The 16,623-nt window shown below is 63.7% G+C and carries 19 protein-coding genes; 1 reads left to right on the forward strand and 18 read right to left on the reverse strand.

What is annotated here, in order from left to right; all coding sequences use genetic code 11:
- Positions 1-7: 7 nt before the first annotated feature.
- The 17 genes from QX132_RS19260 to QX132_RS19340 form a co-directional block, all read right to left on the reverse strand.
- The gene (locus tag QX132_RS19260) at positions 8-289 is read right to left on the reverse strand and encodes a VirB3 family type IV secretion system protein (protein ID WP_315750739.1); all 282 of its coding nucleotides are present in this window, start codon (positions 287-289) and stop codon (positions 8-10) included.
- A complete protein-coding gene (locus QX132_RS19265) occupies positions 289-618 on the reverse strand; it encodes a TrbC/VirB2 family protein (RefSeq protein ID WP_315750737.1) in 330 nt (109 codons plus the stop codon). Before QX132_RS19265 ends, QX132_RS19260 begins: the two co-directional genes overlap by 1 nt.
- Positions 615-1,595 (reverse strand): P-type conjugative transfer ATPase TrbB, encoded by a 981-nt coding sequence (gene trbB, locus QX132_RS19270; RefSeq protein WP_316162399.1) that lies wholly within the window; start codon positions 1,593-1,595, stop codon positions 615-617. Before trbB ends, QX132_RS19265 begins: the two co-directional genes overlap by 4 nt.
- 140 nt (positions 1,596-1,735) lie before the next feature.
- Entirely contained in the window at positions 1,736-2,176 is a 441-nt protein-coding gene (locus QX132_RS19275) for a CopG family transcriptional regulator (protein ID WP_315750733.1), read from the reverse strand.
- 12 nt (positions 2,177-2,188) lie between these two features.
- Positions 2,189-4,192, reverse strand: a complete 2,004-nt coding sequence (locus tag QX132_RS19280; RefSeq protein WP_316162401.1) for a conjugal transfer protein TraG — start codon at positions 4,190-4,192, stop codon at positions 2,189-2,191.
- A gap of 157 nt (positions 4,193-4,349) precedes the next feature.
- Positions 4,350-6,161 (reverse strand): MFS transporter, encoded by a 1,812-nt coding sequence (locus QX132_RS19285; RefSeq protein WP_316162403.1) that lies wholly within the window; start codon positions 6,159-6,161, stop codon positions 4,350-4,352.
- Between the two features lie 78 nt (positions 6,162-6,239).
- On the reverse strand, positions 6,240-7,292 hold the full coding sequence (locus QX132_RS19290; RefSeq protein WP_316162405.1) for an alpha/beta hydrolase: 1,053 nt from the start codon (positions 7,290-7,292) through the stop codon (positions 6,240-6,242).
- Positions 7,293-7,339: 47 nt separating this feature from the next.
- Positions 7,340-9,091: a relaxase/mobilization nuclease domain-containing protein gene (locus QX132_RS19295; RefSeq protein WP_316162407.1), complete on the reverse strand. Its 1,752-nt coding sequence runs from the start codon at positions 9,089-9,091 to the stop codon at positions 7,340-7,342.
- Positions 9,088-10,053 carry a lytic transglycosylase domain-containing protein gene (locus QX132_RS19300; RefSeq protein WP_316162409.1) on the reverse strand — a complete coding sequence of 322 codons (966 nt, stop codon included), beginning with the start codon at positions 10,051-10,053 and terminating at the stop codon, positions 9,088-9,090. Before QX132_RS19300 ends, QX132_RS19295 begins: the two co-directional genes overlap by 4 nt.
- Before the next feature lie 212 nt (positions 10,054-10,265).
- Positions 10,266-10,781, reverse strand: a complete 516-nt coding sequence (locus QX132_RS19305) for a S26 family signal peptidase (RefSeq protein ID WP_316162410.1) — start codon at positions 10,779-10,781, stop codon at positions 10,266-10,268.
- A complete protein-coding gene (locus QX132_RS19310) occupies positions 10,778-11,242 on the reverse strand; it encodes a DUF2840 domain-containing protein (RefSeq protein ID WP_316162412.1) in 465 nt (154 codons plus the stop codon). The genes QX132_RS19305 and QX132_RS19310 overlap by 4 nt, the downstream gene beginning before the upstream one ends.
- Before the next feature lie 313 nt (positions 11,243-11,555).
- Positions 11,556-12,461, reverse strand: coding sequence for a replication initiator protein A (locus QX132_RS19315; protein WP_316162562.1), 906 nt, complete (start codon positions 12,459-12,461; stop codon positions 11,556-11,558).
- Positions 12,461-12,742, reverse strand: a complete 282-nt coding sequence (locus QX132_RS19320; protein WP_316162414.1) for a helix-turn-helix domain-containing protein — start codon at positions 12,740-12,742, stop codon at positions 12,461-12,463. Before QX132_RS19320 ends, QX132_RS19315 begins: the two co-directional genes overlap by 1 nt.
- Before the next feature lie 285 nt (positions 12,743-13,027).
- Complete coding sequence (locus QX132_RS19325; RefSeq protein ID WP_316162564.1) at positions 13,028-13,543, reverse strand: DUF2285 domain-containing protein; 516 nt, start codon at positions 13,541-13,543, stop codon at positions 13,028-13,030.
- Positions 13,544-13,610: 67 nt separating this feature from the next.
- A complete protein-coding gene (locus tag QX132_RS19330) occupies positions 13,611-13,796 on the reverse strand; it encodes a transcriptional regulator domain-containing protein (protein ID WP_316162416.1) in 186 nt (61 codons plus the stop codon).
- 157 nt (positions 13,797-13,953) lie between these two features.
- On the reverse strand, positions 13,954-14,229 hold the full coding sequence (locus QX132_RS19335) for a DNA -binding domain-containing protein (RefSeq protein ID WP_316162418.1): 276 nt from the start codon (positions 14,227-14,229) through the stop codon (positions 13,954-13,956).
- Positions 14,230-15,014: 785 nt separating this feature from the next.
- Entirely contained in the window at positions 15,015-15,500 is a 486-nt protein-coding gene (locus QX132_RS19340; RefSeq protein ID WP_316162419.1) for a hypothetical protein, read from the reverse strand.
- Between the two features lie 103 nt (positions 15,501-15,603).
- On the opposite strand from QX132_RS19340, the gene QX132_RS19345 reads away from it, so the two are divergent.
- Entirely contained in the window at positions 15,604-15,942 is a 339-nt protein-coding gene (locus QX132_RS19345) for a helix-turn-helix transcriptional regulator (protein ID WP_316162421.1), read from the forward strand.
- Between the two features lie 266 nt (positions 15,943-16,208).
- On the opposite strand, the gene QX132_RS19350 is transcribed toward QX132_RS19345, so the two are convergent.
- A complete protein-coding gene (locus QX132_RS19350; protein WP_316162422.1) occupies positions 16,209-16,529 on the reverse strand; it encodes a DUF736 domain-containing protein in 321 nt (106 codons plus the stop codon).
- Positions 16,530-16,623: the final 94 nt, after the last annotated feature.

The following is a 16,623-nucleotide window of genomic DNA, read 5'->3' on the forward strand; positions in this document are numbered from 1 at the left end:
TTGCTCCTCACACATTGAGATGACCGGGAATGCGCAGGTGCCGGCGCACGACCTCGACGAAGTCCGGATCGCGTTTGGCGGCCCACACCGCCACGCCGTGCCCGATCGCCCAGAACAGAAGCCCCGCGATCCAGAGCCGCAGCCCCAAGCCAAGCGCCGCAGCGAGCGTGCCGTTGAGAATGGCGATGGCGCGCGGCGCACCGCCGAGCAGGATCGGCTCGGTCAACGAGCGGCGCACGGCGATCGCAAAGCCGGGAAACGGCTGATCGGCATAGAGCGGAGCCTCCATCAGATCACTGCTCCGCCACCGAACGAGAAGAACGCCAGGAAGAAACTCGAGGCCGCAAAGGCGATCGAGAGCCCGAAGACGATCTGGATCAGCCGGCGGAATCCTCCCGACGTGTCGCCGAAAGCGAGCGTCAGGCCCGTGCTGATGATGATGATCACCGCCAGAATCTTTGCCACCGGCCCCTGGACCGAGAGCAGGATCTGATTGAGCGGCTGCTCCCATGGCATGTTGGAGCCGGCGGCGCAGGCCGGGCTTGTCGTAAAGCTGGCGAGCGTCACAGCCGCGGACGCCACCGCCCAAAGAGCCGAAGAACCAGAGCGTTGCTTCATGGCTGTTCTCCTGACGCGGGTGCGAGCTGGGTGAGCTGATAGTCGCCGCGGGCATTCAGTCCATCGACGCGGGCGAGCTCGACCAGGCGCCGGTCGGCGCCGCGGCCGGCGAGCACGGCGATCAGCTGGATGGTCTCGGCGATCAGAGCACGCGGCACGGTGACCACGGCTTCCTGGATCAGTTGCTCCAGGCGCCTGAGCGCGCCGATCGCGGAGCCCGCATGGATGGTGCCGATCCCGCCAGGATGACCGGTCCCCCAAGCCTTGAGGAGATCCAGCGCCTCGGGGCCCCTGACTTCGCCGATCGGGATGCGATCGGGCCGTAGCCGCAACGCGGACCGCACGAGGTCCGTCAGGCTGGCAACACGGTCCTTGGTCCGAAGCGACACGAGATTGGGCGCTGCGCATTGCAGCTCCCGCGTATCCTCGATCAGCACCACGCGATCTTTCGTTTCTGCAACTTCCGCCAGCAGCGCATTCGTCAGCGTGGTCTTGCCAGTCGAGGTGCCCCCTGCGACGAGGATGTTGCTGCGCGCGGCCACCGCTGTTCGCAACTGCTTGGCCTGCTCTTCCGTAATGATGGCGGCTGCGACGTAATCCGCGAGCGTGAACACGGCGACCGCGGGCTTGCGAATGGCAAACACCGGCGCGGTCACGACCGGCGGCAGCAGACCTTCGAAACGTTCGCCGGTCTCCGGCAGCTCGGCCGAGACACGCGGCGCTCCGGCATGAACCTCGCTGCCGACATGATGCGCGACCAGACGCACAATGCGTTCGCCGTCGGCGGGCGAGAGCGTCTCACCCGTTGCAGTCAGACCCGAAGCGAGACGATCGACCCAGAGCCGGCCATCCGGGTTGAGCATCACCTCGATGACGGCGGGATCATCGAGCCAGTCTGCGATGGCAGGCCCCAGCGCCGTGCGCAACATTCGCGCGCCGCGCGAGCTCGCCTCCGTTCGCCATGAATGAACCGCCATGATCACCCCCGTGACCGGCGACGGCGCCTCGCGCGTCGTCCACAGCGATGATCAGAAGCGGCAACCGGCAGAGCTCCGCAATGCGCTCACTAAGGACATCGCGTTCTGGCGTAGAAAGAGAAACGAATGGCGAAATGGGGTCAGGACGAGCGGCTGGACTCGTCGGATTGCGTCTCTCTGGCCGCGACATCCTGAGATATCTCGGCGGCAAGTGTCTGCCCTTTGGCTAACCGCCGTCCAAGAGCCTCGACGAAACCCTCATAGCGCTCGCGGCCTTTGGCCTGCGCGGCCGTTTGAGCCGTATCCGGCAGCGGCGGGGTCACGGTCAGCCAGAACCGCACGAACAGCGCGAGCGCCTCGTTGGCGATCGTCACGTGACGCTCGAGCCGCTCCACCTGCCGGCTCAGCCGGTCGAGACGCCGCCCTAGCGCTGCCTCCATCCGCTCGGCATTGTCAGGCGACAGATAGGACGTCAGCGCGGTCTCGACGACGAGCGCCTGCGGCACACGCTTGCGGCTGGCGTAATCAGCGAGCTGACCTGCGAGGTCTGGGGGCAGCCGAAAGGTGTGCTTGGTGCGCATCATGAGCCTCCTTTACAGACCAAGGCCATCGTCCGGGTCCAGCGCCGCCTGTCGCGGCAAGCCACGAAGCTGGTCACGGAGCACGCTGTTGCGCACCGTCTCAGCATCCACGTCTCGGTCTTCAAAGTTGAACTCCTGCGCAGGCCGCGCTTGCTCCGGCACGATCTCCTCCTGCTCGGCAAGCTCCGGCTCCCTCCGGACCCCGGCATTCGCGGCGTCACCGGCTGCACTCAGCGCAGGCGGCCTCCCCTGCTCTCTTGCTGCGATCGTCCGAGCGATCGGCGGCAGCCTGCTCCAGTCGTCCGCCAACATGCCGTCGTCTTGGTCCGTCAAAACCGGATCGGGAGGTGGCAACCCCCGATCGACCAGCCGCGGATCTGCGAAATACCGGGCCTTCTTGCCGCGGATCGGCGGAACACCGGAGACCAGCACCAGCTCATCATCACCGGGCAGCTGCATCACCTCTCCCGGCGTGAGCAAAGGACGCGCCGTCTCCTGGCGTGAGACCATGAGATGTCCGAGCCAGGGGCTCAGTCGATGGCCCGCATAATTCTTCATCGCCCGCATCTCGGTCGCGGTCCCCAGCGCGTCCGACACACGCTTGGCGGTACGCTCGTCATTGGTCGCAAACGACACCCGCACATGACAGTTATCGAGGATCGCGTTGTTGGCCCCGTAGGCCTTCTCGATCTGATTGAGCGATTGCGCGATCAGAAAGCTCTTCAGCCCGTAGCCGGCCATGAACGCGAGCGCGGACTCGAAGAAATCGAGCCGGCCGAGTGCCGGGAATTCGTCGAGCATCAGAAGCAGCCGGTGGCGCCGCTCGCGGGCCTGAAGATCCTCGGTCAGGCGGCGGCCGATCTGGTTGAGGATCAGCCGCACCAGCGGCTTGGTCCGGCTGATGTCGGAGGGCGGCACGACGAGATAGAGCGTGGTCGGCTGCTCGCCCGCGACGAGATCACGGATCCGCCAATCACAACGGCGCGTCACCTGCGCCACGACAGGATCACGATACAAGCCGAGAAACGACATCGCGGTCGAGAGCACGCCCGAGCGCTCGTTCTCGCTCTTGTTCAGGAGCTCGCGGGCGGCGGATGCGATCACGGGATGCGGCCCGGCGTCCCCCAGATGCGCCGTTGTCATCATCGCGCGCAGGGTGACATCGATCGGCCGCCTCGGATCGGAGAGGAAGTTGGCGACCCCCGCCAGCGTTTTGTCCGGTTCTGCGTAGAGCACGTGGAGGATGGCGCCGACGAGCAGCGCATGGCTCGTCTTCTCCCAATGATTGCGCCGCTCCAGCGACCCTTCGGGATCGACCAGGACGTCGGCGACGTTCTGGACGTCGCGGACCTCCCACTCCCCTCGCCTGACCTCGAGCAGCGGATTGTAAGCCGCCGATCGCGCATTGGTCGGATCGAACAGCAACACCCGGCCATGCCGCGCGCGAAAGCCCGCGGTCAGCTGCCAATTCTCGCCCTTGATGTCGTGGACGATGCAGCTGCCCGACCACGTCAGCAAGGTCGGCACCACCAGGCCAACGCCCTTGCCCGAGCGGGTCGGCGCGAAGCACAGCACATGCTCCGGACCGTCATGACGAAGGTACTGATCCGCGTACCGCCCCAGCACCACGCCGTCCGCTCCCAGCAGCCCGGCCGCGGAGATCTCCTTCAGCGTCGCCCATCGCGCAGACCCGTAAGTGAAGACATCCGCCGGCTCTCGCGCCCGCCAGACCGACATGCCGAACGCGACCACGATCGAGGCCACACCGCCGAACGCCGCAATCAGTCCTCCCTCCGCAAACACCTCCGGCGCATAGGCGTCATAAGCAAACCACCACCAGAAGAATGCGGGCGGGAGATAGACAGGCATGCCCCGCGCCAGCTCGAACCAGGGCGGCCCAAGCTGGAGCTGGTAGCCCAGCCGCCACGCCGTCCACTGCGTCGCGGCCCACATCGTGACGAGCACGATCGCGACGACCGCTGTGATCTGCCCCCAGAGGATTCTCGTGCCAGGCATGAGGGCAGGTCAGACGCCGAGATCGCCGGGCGAAAGCGGCCCCGAGCGGTCGGCGAACGGCCGCCCCGTTCGACGCACAACTCGACGCTCGGCAGGCGATGACTGCAGCAGACCGACCCTTGGCAAGACCTCGTGCAGAAGGTCACTCCCGATGCTGTCAAGCACGCCGCAGATCCCGCTCAACGAATTGTTGGCACTCCTCCCCGCTCCAAGCGCTTGCCCGGGACGGAAGCGTGAACCAGATCGCAGCCGCGATCTGGAGAGCGGCGTTCACGCCGAAAGCTGCCTGGTACGCGATTGCCGGATAGTGACCTCCGGCCGCCGGCCAGAGCTGGACCACGAGTCCCGTCAAGCATTGCAAGGCGAATGCACCTCCGATGTGGAACACGTTGAGCGCCGCATTGGCTCGTCCAGCGACCTCTTTCGGAAAGTACTCTGCCAAGACGGCGTAACTCAGCACGGTCGCCGCACCGACGGACGCAATGACCACCCAAGAGATCCACGATGGCAGCGGCAGGCGCACGATCAGCGCCGATTGAGCGGCGATGAACAGGATCGCAATGGACGACAGCAACTGATCTGGCCCGATGCCGCGCCGGCGCAATCGATCCGTAACGACACCAAGCAAGAGCGCGCCCAAACTCAAGGCAACAGCCATCATCAAGAGGTTCTGTAGCAGCGCCGGTCGGCTGAGGCTTTCGACATCGCTGAACCATGATGCAGCCCAAAGCCCCTGGAGCGACCAGGCCGTCCCGATGCAGGTGGCCGAAAGCGGCGCCAGACGCCAGAAGCGTGGGTCAGCGTAGATGGTCTTGAGGCCGATCTTGGCCGCACCTGAAGCAGATGGCGACGCCGGCACGACCTTGGGCACGATCAGAAAGATCAGCAGCGAGCAGCCAAGCGATCCAAGCGCGAGAAGATTGAACAATCCACGCCAGCCGATCGAGGCGACCAGCCAGTCCGCCGGTAGCGTGGCGGTGACGGCTCCCGATGCTGCCATCATGACCATGAGGCCATTGAGCAACGGCACCCGCTCGCCCGGAAACCACAGCAGCAGTGCCTTCAGGCCGGACGTCATAGCGGCAGCAACGCCGAGGCCGATCAGGGCGCGGCCGGCAAGGAGGAGCAGGAAGTGATCCGAGACCGCAAACAGCGCCGCGCCAGCGGCCGCGGCCAACAGCACCGCACTCTGAACGAGCCGTGGGCCATATCGATCCAGGAGAATGCCAATCGGGATCTGGGCTACCGCGAAGGTCAGGAAGTAGACCGACGTCAACAGACCGAGATGGCCGGCGCTGAGGCCGAATTCGGCGGCAAGCGAGCCTGCTATCGTCGCATTGATGGTTCGGAACAGAAACGAAAGATAGTAGGCACCAACGAATGGCAGAAATACCCTGAGGGTCAGCTGCCACATGGACATCTGGCCTGTGCCCGCCTGGCGCGGCGACGCATGAGCCTGCAAATCGTCTACCGAATGCGTGACATCGCGATCAGCAGCAGCGGATTCCGCGCCGGTCTGCGATCGCGCCGTCTCCTCGGGCTCGTCGTCCGGCGCGCTCTGGACCGCCGCGCCGAGCCGGTCCAGCGTCTCACGGACCAAAGAGCGACCCTGATGAACGCGGGCGGAGACCTGCGCCGCAAATTCGTCGAAGCGTTCGGCCCCCCGCTGGCAGGCTTCGTGCAAGGCAGCAGCCGGGAGGCGTGGAGCCATGGCAAACTGAAAACGCGCCTGAAGCGCGACAGCCTCGCTGACGAGCCTGACATCGGCCGCCAGCTGCTCCAGCTGTCGGTTCATGATGCCGATACAATCGCGCACGGACTCACCGTCTTCTTCGTCGGGGCCCAGGTAGCGATCAAGAGCGGCTTCCACGAGCGCGGACCTCGACTGGCCCGGGCGTTGAACCGCGACGGCGACTGCCAAGCGTGCTGCGACGTCCTGGGAGAGATAAACGCCGATCCTGGATTTCATATTGCCACGCGGAGAGGACTGAGTGGGATCGATGGATGAGCAGCGGCGTCCGCATATTGCGGTGAGCCGATCGACGGCTCAGCGCATTCGCCGCTGGACCAGGGAGATCGCGGGGCCAGCCTGCTCGGCGTCGAGATTTCGGGGATGCTGTTTGGATGTGGAATATCCACGACGCCAGCAGCCGCGCTCGACGGCATCGAAGAACCCATCGACTTGCGCATTGAAGGCAGCCGGCTCTTCCAGATTGATGGTGTGGCCGGTGTTTGGACAGATCCAAAGGCCGGCGTCGGGCAGGCACGCCTTCAGCATCAGGTTGGTATCGAGACAGGGCGTGTCCTCGTCGCCGACAGCGAGCAACACCGGGATCGCCAATGCCGCCAAGCTGTCCCGGGAGTCGTACAGCGACGGACGCAACATCTGATAGCGGACCATGGTCGTCGACAGTCCCTGTAAAGACAGCCGCCCGAGCCGGTCCGCGAACTCCCGCCATGCCCGGGGATTCTTGTGCTTGAGCTGAATGCGCGTCGGACTGTGCGCGATCCTGTCCGCCGTCACATCCAGGCCGCGATCGATGAACGACCGCGCCAACGTCGACGTCTGCTTCAGCCAATGCTCGCGCTGCGACGGCGAACAGCCCGATCCCGCGGCTGCGGCAACAATGGCGCCGACGCGTCCAGGATATCGCAATCCGAACTGCAGGGCGGCATAGGCGCCCATGCTGGCGCCGACCAGATGCGCTCGGTCGAGCCCAAGTCCGCGCATCACCGCATCGATATCGCCGACGGCATGCTCCCAGCCGTAGAGCGCGGCATCCTCGGGAACATCGCTGGGCGGGTAGCCCCTTGCGTTATAGACGACGCAACGGTGGCTCTTCGCGAAGTGACTGACCTGCAGATCCCAGCTTCGCAAGTCGGAACCGAACTCGTGAGCAAAGATGATCGGATGGCCCTGGCCGGTTTCCTCGACATAAAGATTGACCCCGCCAGCATCGACATACGGCATCGCGATCGTCCCCCGTTGCATATCCGCGCTCGTGGGACGAAGGAACCGACGAGATACAAGCGAGGCAATGCCGCAACGGTGCTCATCGTAGTCTTGCGCAGAATCTCGCGGAATAACCGGGGTGTCCAAGCCTCCCTGGTGGTCAGCCCCAGGTCATTTCGATTTCTCAGGGGCGATCAGAGGCCGAGGCCGAGCTTGCGTCCAAAACTCCAGCTCACGCCGCCGCCGCTGATGGCGATCCCGCGCACCTCGCGCCCGAGATGCTGCTCCAGCGCCGGACGCCAAGGCACGAGCTGAAAGCCGAGCCCGTCGTCGATCATGGCGAAGCGACCGGACGCCAAGGTCACACGTTGACGGTAGATGCCTGCGATCGAATCGCCTTCGCCGATCGGCCGGTAGGACAGCGCCGTCTCAGCCGAAAGCCTGGATGCGGCAGCATTGAGCTCGCGCTGGCGCAGGGTGGTAAGCAGGTCGCGAGCGAACACGACCTGTTGCCCTTGCCGACGAGCGAGACCCTCAGCAGCCAGATGATCGATCCGACGTTCCATGGCGGCCCGGACGTCCGCCCCGAAGCCGCCGGCAGCAGCAACGGGCTCGCGCGCCAGCAATTGCCGATCGAGCCATGTCGCACCATCCGCGCTCACCTGGGCGTCGAGGGCGAGATCTGATCGTGTCGCCAGCGACAGCCGCTTGCGACCCTGGGCATCGTCGTAGACCCGCGCCTCGACGATCGCTGCCGGTTGAGCATCGCCGGTCAGCTCGAGATCGGCGAATCTGAGATGATGGGTTCGGCCATCGACGCCGTCCACGATGGCATAGGCCGAGCCCTTGAGCTCGTCGTGGAGACCACGCGCCACGAGGCGGCCGAGCACCGGATCGGCCGGCCGATCACCATGCAGCGCAAAGCCCGCGACGTCGGGCTCCCGGCCAAAGCCGGCGATGGCCCGGTGCATGGATTTGATGATATCGCCGCGGATCGCAAGATCGCGCAACGTCTCCTCGAGACCCGGCTTCAGCGTCCAACGCCCCGACGCGATCTGCTCGGCCAGACCAAGACGTTCCAGCCGGGCCGCCCTGCCGGTCATCAGCCTTCGCAGCTCCGGGTCTTCCCCGCGGGCCGCTGGGCGAAGATCGGCCACGCCAGCTCCTTCGTCGGCAACAGCGCGAAGCGTGCGATCAAGTCCGGTCCAGCGCTCCGCCTCGACCTCGCGTTCGAGAGCCGACTTGATCTCGTGCTCACTGCGCGGCCCGAGCTCAAGACCGACGCGCTCCGCTGCCCGCTCGCGAAACCCTCGACTGATATAGTCGCGGCTGATGACGAGATCCTGGCCGTCATCGCTTCGGCCACGCACCAGGACATGGATGTGCGGATTGTCAGTGTTCCAATGGTCGACCGCGATCCACTCCAGCCGCGTCCCGAGATCGCGCTCGGCATCGCGCATCAGCTCGCGGGTGAAGGCGCGCAGATCCTGCATGTCCGCGGCATCCTCCGGCGAGACGATGAAACGAAAATGATGCCGGTCGCCCTCGACGCCAGCAGCGAACGCCCGCTCATCGGCCTTGTCCGATCGCGCATCGAACATTTTGGCATCGACGCTGTCGCGCGTGACGCCCTCACGCTTGAGATAACTGATGTGTTTGGCAAGCGGCGCCGAGCGGAACTTCGTCCCCCTATGCCGGACCACGCGCGCCTTGATCACGACCCGGCGCGTCGGCGAGCGCAGCGACAATGCCAGCGCAGCAGACCGGCCGCGCCCGAACCGTCCCCCGGCCCCTCGTCCCTCACGACCGAAGCCTTTGCCTGTATGACCAGCCTTCCGGGCTGCGCGCATGACCTGGCCAACAAAACTCTTCGGCTTGGCTGGCCCACGGCCGCCATTCCTGATCCGACCGGGACGAACGCGGAAGTCGCTCTCGTCCTGGCTCACGGCGACCTCGGCGAGATGCTGACTCGGCTGACGGCGCTCGTGCTACTGATTTGACTGCGCTTTCGCCGTGAACCGCCAGCCGGACTGACTTCGATCACGCCTGAAACACGAATCCAACCAACCACATGCGCCCGACGGCCGTCGGCGCTTTTATCTCGCAATCCATGGCCGAGCTTTCCTGGCCTCACATCTTCACCCTCCAACATGCGATGATCCGCGACGGGCCACGAAGAAGGCTGCGTTGATGATCGCCAGAGATTTCCGTGCCGATGCCGAGCAAACAAGGAGTTCGAATGCGGCGGGAACGCCGAGAGATCGATAACGCGGGCCGCGCACAATGACCGGTTCGGAGGCTTGCCGAATGCACGTCGAACGTCGGGTGAATGCTGCGCGCTGCGCGAGACGAACAACATCGCAATCGATTGAACGGATGTCCGGAAGACAGTCATCTGGCGTTCCGTTTGCTCAGCTTCGGCCACGGATGAGAGCTTTGCGACGTAAGCTCGGGTCTCATCCGGCAGCGGTCGACCTGTCGCCAGATGACGTTCGTAGCGCCCGGGACCGGCATTGTAGGCCGCCAAGAACCCCGGCATTCCGTAACGGCCATACAGCTGGCGAAGATAGGCTGCGCCCGCCAGAATGTTGTCGTGTGGATCGAAGGGGTCGGCGCCGAGGTCGTAGCGAGCATGCAGATCGCGCCAGGTTTCCGGCATGATCTGCATCAGACCGATCGCGCCTTTGGACGAGCGCGCACGCCAATCGCCCCCGCTTTCGACGCGCATGACCGCGTTGATCCAGCCCTCGGGGATGTCGAACCGGCGCGCGGCTTCGCTCACGGACGTTGCGATGGCCTCAGCACTGAATCCGCTCACGCTATGTGAGCGGAATGACAATGACCCGGCCTGCGCCGTTGAACCGCAGAAGATTGACCATGCGACGGCTGCAGCGATGATGGCGTTCATCGCACGACTCCACGAGCGTATGGCGTTGCTTGCACTGCTCGCATCCGAAGGCGGAACGTGTGGATCCCGTTGATGTTCAGGGACGCAATCGCAAGCACACAGTCGGCACCCGAACTGGGTGGCGAGCAGGTGAAGAGTGGCCGGTACGAGTAAACGCCGAGAGATTCGAGCAACGGAACGGCTGATAGAGGGAATGCGACCGTAATGCATGGTCACTGCTCCCCGCTCACCCAGAGCGGCTCGGCGCGGCCGATGATGGCGGACGCCGGCAGCACGCCAAAATATCGCCCGTCGAGTGAGATGGCCGAGCGCGTGTTCATCAGGAAAGCTTCGCCATCCGCTAGCGTTCGGCAGCCCTGCCACACCGGCAGCAGACGATCCTGGCCATCGCGCTCTTGCGCCTTTCCCACCTCGACCGCCTCGATCAGGATCGTCAGCCCACACCTGCAGACAGTCTGTCCGGTCAGGGCCGCCACATGCTTCAAGAGCGGCACGCCACCCGGCAGATAGCCCCGGCTCGTCAGGAAGGCCGCGAGCGGCTGTGGCGCCTCCACCGCGACGAGCTCGCCGACCAGGAGATCACCACGCGGATGAAGCCGATAGAGGCCGGTCGGAACGCTTGCGGAGACGTTCCAGACATACTGGAGGTGCGGTGTCCGCAGCATCGCCGATACAGCGATCGCAGCAGCTCCGAGTGTTGCGAGGCGGCGCACGACATCGCTCGTCATCGCGCAAGTCTCCGCCGGTGCAGCCAGGCCTGATGCCGCCCACGCGTGTAGTCGCGCGGCGCCTCATTGACGGACAAGCGGTTGTGAACGTGCTGCCAATAATCGGGCGCGGCTTCGGCCGGATCGATGCCGAGCGCCTCAACCCTGTCGATCCGCTGCAGTACGCTTTCGACCTTCGGCCAGCCGGCGAGCCGCAGCAGGATCTCGCCGCCGGGACGCACGAACGGCACGGTGGCATATCCCTGCCCTGGCGCGACCGCCCTAATGATGTCGATGCGCGAGACCACGGTCCCGAAATCGTTCGACGCCCACCGCACGAAGGCGAAGGTGCTGCCGGGCGCGAACGACAGGATGCGCCGGCGCCGGTCGATGATCGTCTCATTGGCCGCGTGACCAAAGCGAATCCAGTTCTCGATCCGCTTCTCAAGCCAGAGCAGCTCGACCTGCGTGAGATCGCTCATGCTGCTCTCCCTTGAGAGCAGATGTTTCGACCTCGGCCATGCTGGATGTGCGGCGCGGGGGCGCAGCAGCGCCTGGATCGCCGGTTCCAATCAACGCGGAGGAAGTCGCGCCAAAGCTGGGGGAATAGGTCATCCCCAAGCGTGCAAAGCACGCGGTCCGTTAGAAGGAATCCGAAGGATTCCAGGTTAGTAAAGTTACGCGCCCGCCAAGCTATTGATCCCCTGGCCGTTTCGTTCGATTCTGGTCCCCGTTGGCACGAGAATCGGGTCCCTGACGGCACGACCATGCGCGTCCTCGATCGCACGAATTGATTCACAGCTTGTCCCCCGACGAAGAGGTGAAGCCGCGCTTGCGCAGACGCGCAGCGAATGGGTCATCTTGGACAGGGGCGAAGGAGAGGCGTTCTGCTCCGGACAGACCGGCCTCGATGGCGAGCCGGTAGCCGGGCAGCGTCTGGCGACGGACGATGTCGCGCAGGTCGTAGGCGAAATGTTTGAGCGGCGACAGGCATCCGGACTTGGCGTGAAGATGCGCGAAATCGAAGCTCCAGCCGCCCTGCTGACGGCCGCCATGTTTGCGCACGAGGCGATAGAGCCAGCGCTCGAGCCCACCTTTCAGATCGAAATACGCACGATCGATGGTGAGCACGAGGGCGTCATCGAGCACGCCGGCGTAAAACCACTCCGGCAGGATCAGCTCCAAGCCGCGCGGACGGCCGTGCACATCAGCGGTCTCCTTCCATTCATTGATCCAGGAGAACCGATGTCGCCGCCGCTCCGTGGGCTGCCGGATCGAGGTCATGATCGTGGTGGACTGAAGGCGGTCCAGCGCTGCCTTGAGACGATCGTAGTCGCGCACACTGGTCCCGCGGCCAACAAAGGTCAGGATCTCGTAAGGCGTAGCCGCCATCAGACGCGAGGTCTTCAATCCGGCATCACGCGCTTCGACGATCTGTGAGGCGGCCCAGATCAGAACGTCCGCATCCCAGATCGTCGCCATGCCATGTTCGGGCACCGCTTCGACACGGATGCTGAGCTTTCCCGTCCGGAAATCGATTGGAACGACCCGCCTCGATTTGGCCAACGAGAAGAACGGATACGCCATCAGATCCTGCGCATCGCGGGCCGCGAGATCGCCAGGCAACGCTCGGAATAATTCGAGTTGCCCACGTTCAGATGACCTGGGGCGACGGGCTGGCCGATCATGCCGGGACTGCATCAGCGGCGGTCCTTGCCGGCATAGGGAATGAGTGCGGAGTGCCGCTTGGCCGGCAATACCGGCCTCACGCCAGGATCGGAGGTCGATGTCTTGGCACCGCCATCCGCCCACGCCTTGAGATCCTCAAGGGCATACACCACCCGGCCACCGAGCTTCCGATAGGCAGGGCCGGTGCCAAAGGTGCGATGCTTCTCGAGAGTTCGCCCTGAAAGACTCAGGAATCGGGCAGCTTCGGGCGTGCGCAGGTATCGCGGCGGGAAGCCGGCGTTCGGATCGGACATTGTCGAGGCTCCGTTTGCTCAAGGCGCGCTCGCGAAATCAGCGGCGCGTCGGAGGTCACGATGGCGGAGCAGCCGAGCGAAGAGGGATGCCGAAGATGAGGGTGTGAATATTCGGCACCCCGCACTGCCGGGATCACGATCACCCAGCGATGGTGCAGATCGAGCAGCAGCGGAAGAGCCGCTGCGCGTTAAGGCCAGCGACGCGCGATCGGCGGCACGTCGTCCTGATAGTACGTGGCAGCTAGCGGGAAAGCGGCCAGACCGCGGGGTTCGCGGCCGTCCCCATCAGCGCCTTCGCTTGCGATGTCGCGGCCGCAGCAGCTCCCGATAGCCACCGCGCATCAGGCGTAGGCCGAGTTGGACCAGGCGAATGGTTCGGCTGCGGAGGTCGTCAGTTTTCCAGGCGCGAGAGGGAATACGTGCGGGTCCGAACAGCACGCCGGCAATGGTTCGATACGAAGCACCCTCGAGGTGACCGTCGAGCGCACGAAGTGCCATCGCAAGCCGCCCGCGTTGCCGCGGCGCAAGTCCGTCCAGGGTCGGTCCGAGCGGCCTGCCGTTCAAGGCTCGCCACAGCCGCTGGGCCGCGCGGGCCCGTGCTTCGAAGTGCTCGTCGAGCGGCAGCTTGACACTGTATGTGACCCGCTTGCCCGGTCTGGTCGGCAGCCACAGCCGATGTGTTCCGCCGCCAAGCGGCAACACCACGTGCCAGCCGTCCGAGGCGGCGCGCAGTCGGTCGCCCGACAGCCCGGCCAGGTCCAAGGAGGACGCGGTGAGATTTGGCTGCGCCGCCTGGTCCATCAACAAGACTGTCGGCAGCGTCTCTGGCGCCCAAAAGATCGGTTGGGCGTCGAATGCGCGGCGGGGATCAGCTGCGAAAGACCAGTCCCCATTCGTTACGGAATGCGGCCGGCGCGAAGGCTTCTGGATTTTCTATGGATTGGTAGTCCCGCTGATAGTCTGGGTTGCGGCGCAGGCACTCCCAGGCAACGTTTGGATCTGCTGCATGGTCCAAATCGTAAGCCTCAGCCGAACGCCAATCGAATTTCGACATTTCCAATCCTCATTGCAACCGCACGGCGATTGCAATCGGACAATTGGGACTCTTTGTGATTGCGGAGTGCATAGCAGGTATCATGATAATGCACTACTACAGCGCAAACAAACTGCCTCTTCAACCAGTGCGGGTCGACCCATCGAGGGCGTCCGCATCAATCACCCGCACGCCGTAACAGATGACGATAGCCCTTGCTCGACATCCATTTGGCGCGGGCAAGATGACTATCGTAGGCGCGCCGGGCACGTTCGGGGTCTCGATCCGGGTCGATATGAAGAACGATTCGAGCTACCTCGCGCCAATCCGCGTCCTCAGCTGCGGCATCGAGCATGCGCAGGTACGTGGAAATGTGCTGATCATCATAAGCAGTCAGCACGTCTTCGCTCGGCGCGAGATCATTGACATCTGGGTCCGGCGGATGGGACGGCATGACGGTTTTTTCCGGCCTTGTCGGAGTCAAAGGATTAGACGCATTTCACGCCGCAGCCACCACAAACGTTCCATGTGGCCTCATTGAATGCTTCGGAAGCTTACGTAGCGGCTCCCACAGCGCTCAACGCTCGGTGAGACATCGTGGCAAACTCGGCTCCCGCGCACTCCCTGGAGATCAGTTCCGAGATATTCCGGCAGCCAACTGCGAAAATTCCGATCCGCGAAAAGAAGGTACGGAGGGGCTCGTTCATAAAATCGATCTATTCACCTCAGCTCAATCGTACGAGCGACGGAATCTGCCGCCAGCATCGATGTCGCCAACGTCTTGCCCATCCGGCTTGATGCAGCAGCAGCCGATCTTCTCAAATACCGATCGCCCGGAACACAGAGACAGCTCACCTGTCGAATCGCTTTAACTGTCAAGCAAGCCAGAAATTGGGCAATAGCTCGGAACGCGCGCGACCCTTGCAACGAACGCACACTAAGTACGACCCAAGCGCTCCGGGACTGCAGGTAACGTCGATCGCAGCACTCGGGCACAAGCAACACGAGAAGCCTGGCTTAGTTACCTCGCCTGCTGTCAACGCCAGCCAGGATTGTGCATGAAGGCAGGTGTAACGCCGGTCGCCCGAGAACTATCTTCGCGCGATCGGTACTTCGAGAGGTGGATTGTAACGTGATCCAGGCGCTCGTTCTTTGAATCGGACCGGTAGGGCAGATTCAGCGGCCGTCTGAATCGACGGGTGATGAATCGATTCGTATCGGGCATAGTTCGCGGTGTTTCTACGCTCCTTGAAGGTCTGCTAGATTAGGAAATGGCAGTCTTACCCCGGCGACCTCGCACACCGCTTCAATCAACAAGCGAATGGCGCGGGCGTCCCAGTCGATGTGCTCAATTGGAGCGTCCCAATGTTCGGACACCACATAGGCTGCGTGCCAAGCCTTAATACCTAGACCTACGATCGTCCTCGCTGGTGTTGCCATAATCTCACGCTCAATAGGCTCCAGGCGGCACAAGACAGATTCGGCCGCTCTCGTCAGGGTCGCGTCGTCGTCCGAGCTGATCCTCGCCAAGGCCAGTTGAGCCAAATCGTCAATTTCACGATCGTTCTCGCGTTGTAGAGCGCAAACCTCTGACAACAGAGTGCGAAATTTCGTGTCCAGCTGAATAAGCCTAAAATCATCCGGTAGGTCGTCAATGATATCTCGCGGGTCCGCTTGATATTCGTTCGGCGCCGGGTCGCCTCTCCTAGAACCATTAGTTTTCATTGGCCAGCTCGCGACGGCTTCCGGCTGTACCGGTACGATTTGTACCGATGACAGTACAATAGTTACATGGACCGGACAAGCTGCATCGGAACAAATTGTTCTTATGCAGGTACTGGGGCAAAAGCTGCGATCGCGCGCCAAAGAACTCGGTTTATCGAATGCCGAGGTCGCACGTCGGGCGGGATTGAGCGAAAGAAGATACGGGTTCTATGTCACTGGTGACCGTGAACCCGACTTGTCGACCCTTTTACGCATCTGCAAGGTGTTGGCCTCTACCCCGAACGCTTTGCTCGGCATTTCCGAAGACGGAAAAGAAGGTTCGAATCGAGCTGCCATTCTCGAACGGCTTCGTGCGGCAACTCGCGTGCTCTCCGAACATGATCTTCAGATTGTAGCGATACAGGCTGAAGCGCTCGCAGCCCACCGCGGCCGCTCCAAATAGCGTAGATAAACCGCTTGTCGGTCTAGCCGCTTGGCTGAGCGCGCCAAATACTGACGCACGGGTTGTGTAAACACACCGGATATTACGAGGCAGAGCCGATGGGCCTGCCCGCCCGTTGGACCAGTCATAGCTTGGAGTCAGCACGTTGAGCGGCAGCGCGCGTTTGGCAGATCAATATCAAGCCAGGAGCCGTCGGCTCGGTGTAGATCCAACCGGGTTCGGACCGTGCCCCGCCCGGACAACCCGGGCGGGGCGCGCTCGTGTCCTTACTCCCCGGTCTTGCGCGGGCGCGACCAGAGCAGGTTGTAACCGTCACCACCCTCCTCGCTGATCAAGTTGGCGTAAATCGGCGCGTTGAAGGAGGGATCATCGAGCTTGAGCGAGAGATAGTCGCGTCCCTCCTCGGAGCGCCGCGCCCAGGCGGCGCCGATCTCGGCCCGGCCTGCGTAGACGCGGTGGGTGGGGGCCGTCTCGCCGGAGCGGTTGGCTTCCGTGACGATGCGGACGCCCTTGGCCTTCAGGCTCAGGGTGATGATCTCCCCCTGGAAATCGCTGCCGACCTTCTTGAAGGAACCGATGCTCGCCATGTCATGTCTCCTCTGAGTGTTCGGGTCCGCGACCACCGCGGCCTCGATGGCCCGTCGTGGGCCGAATGACGAGCGGCGACGCACCCCTGGGCCG

The organism is Bradyrhizobium sp. SZCCHNRI20481, from assembly GCF_032485055.1.
Taxonomy (GTDB): domain Bacteria; phylum Pseudomonadota; class Alphaproteobacteria; order Rhizobiales; family Xanthobacteraceae; genus Bradyrhizobium.

What these genes read in the sequence shown, in the direction of transcription:
- QX132_RS19260 (WP_315750739.1), bottom strand. Translation starts at nt 289, where the DNA reads ATGGAGGCTCCGCTCTATGCCGATCAGCCGTTTCCCGGCTTTGCGATC.
- QX132_RS19315 (WP_316162562.1), bottom strand. Translation starts at nt 12,461, where the DNA reads ATGCAGTCCCGGCATGATCGGCCAGCCCGTCGCCCCAGGTCATCTGAA.
- trbB (WP_316162399.1), bottom strand. Translation starts at nt 1,595, where the DNA reads ATGGCGGTTCATTCATGGCGAACGGAGGCGAGCTCGCGCGGCGCGCGA.
- QX132_RS19350 (WP_316162422.1), bottom strand. Translation starts at nt 16,529, where the DNA reads ATGGCGAGCATCGGTTCCTTCAAGAAGGTCGGCAGCGATTTCCAGGGG.
- QX132_RS19300 (WP_316162409.1), bottom strand. Translation starts at nt 10,053, where the DNA reads ATGAACGCCATCATCGCTGCAGCCGTCGCATGGTCAATCTTCTGCGGT.
- QX132_RS19305 (WP_316162410.1), bottom strand. Translation starts at nt 10,781, where the DNA reads ATGACGAGCGATGTCGTGCGCCGCCTCGCAACACTCGGAGCTGCTGCG.
- QX132_RS19280 (WP_316162401.1), bottom strand. Translation starts at nt 4,192, where the DNA reads ATGCCTGGCACGAGAATCCTCTGGGGGCAGATCACAGCGGTCGTCGCG.
- QX132_RS19335 (WP_316162418.1), bottom strand. Translation starts at nt 14,229, where the DNA reads ATGCCGTCCCATCCGCCGGACCCAGATGTCAATGATCTCGCGCCGAGC.
- QX132_RS19310 (WP_316162412.1), bottom strand. Translation starts at nt 11,242, where the DNA reads ATGAGCGATCTCACGCAGGTCGAGCTGCTCTGGCTTGAGAAGCGGATC.
- QX132_RS19320 (WP_316162414.1), bottom strand. Translation starts at nt 12,742, where the DNA reads ATGTCCGATCCGAACGCCGGCTTCCCGCCGCGATACCTGCGCACGCCC.
- QX132_RS19275 (WP_315750733.1), bottom strand. Translation starts at nt 2,176, where the DNA reads ATGCGCACCAAGCACACCTTTCGGCTGCCCCCAGACCTCGCAGGTCAG.
- QX132_RS19265 (WP_315750737.1), bottom strand. Translation starts at nt 618, where the DNA reads ATGAAGCAACGCTCTGGTTCTTCGGCTCTTTGGGCGGTGGCGTCCGCG.
- QX132_RS19325 (WP_316162564.1), bottom strand. Translation starts at nt 13,543, where the DNA reads ATGGACCAGGCGGCGCAGCCAAATCTCACCGCGTCCTCCTTGGACCTG.
- QX132_RS19330 (WP_316162416.1), bottom strand. Translation starts at nt 13,796, where the DNA reads ATGTCGAAATTCGATTGGCGTTCGGCTGAGGCTTACGATTTGGACCAT.
- QX132_RS19340 (WP_316162419.1), bottom strand. Translation starts at nt 15,500, where the DNA reads ATGAAAACTAATGGTTCTAGGAGAGGCGACCCGGCGCCGAACGAATAT.
- QX132_RS19285 (WP_316162403.1), bottom strand. Translation starts at nt 6,161, where the DNA reads ATGAAATCCAGGATCGGCGTTTATCTCTCCCAGGACGTCGCAGCACGC.
- QX132_RS19345 (WP_316162421.1), top strand. Translation starts at nt 15,604, where the DNA reads ATGCAGGTACTGGGGCAAAAGCTGCGATCGCGCGCCAAAGAACTCGGT.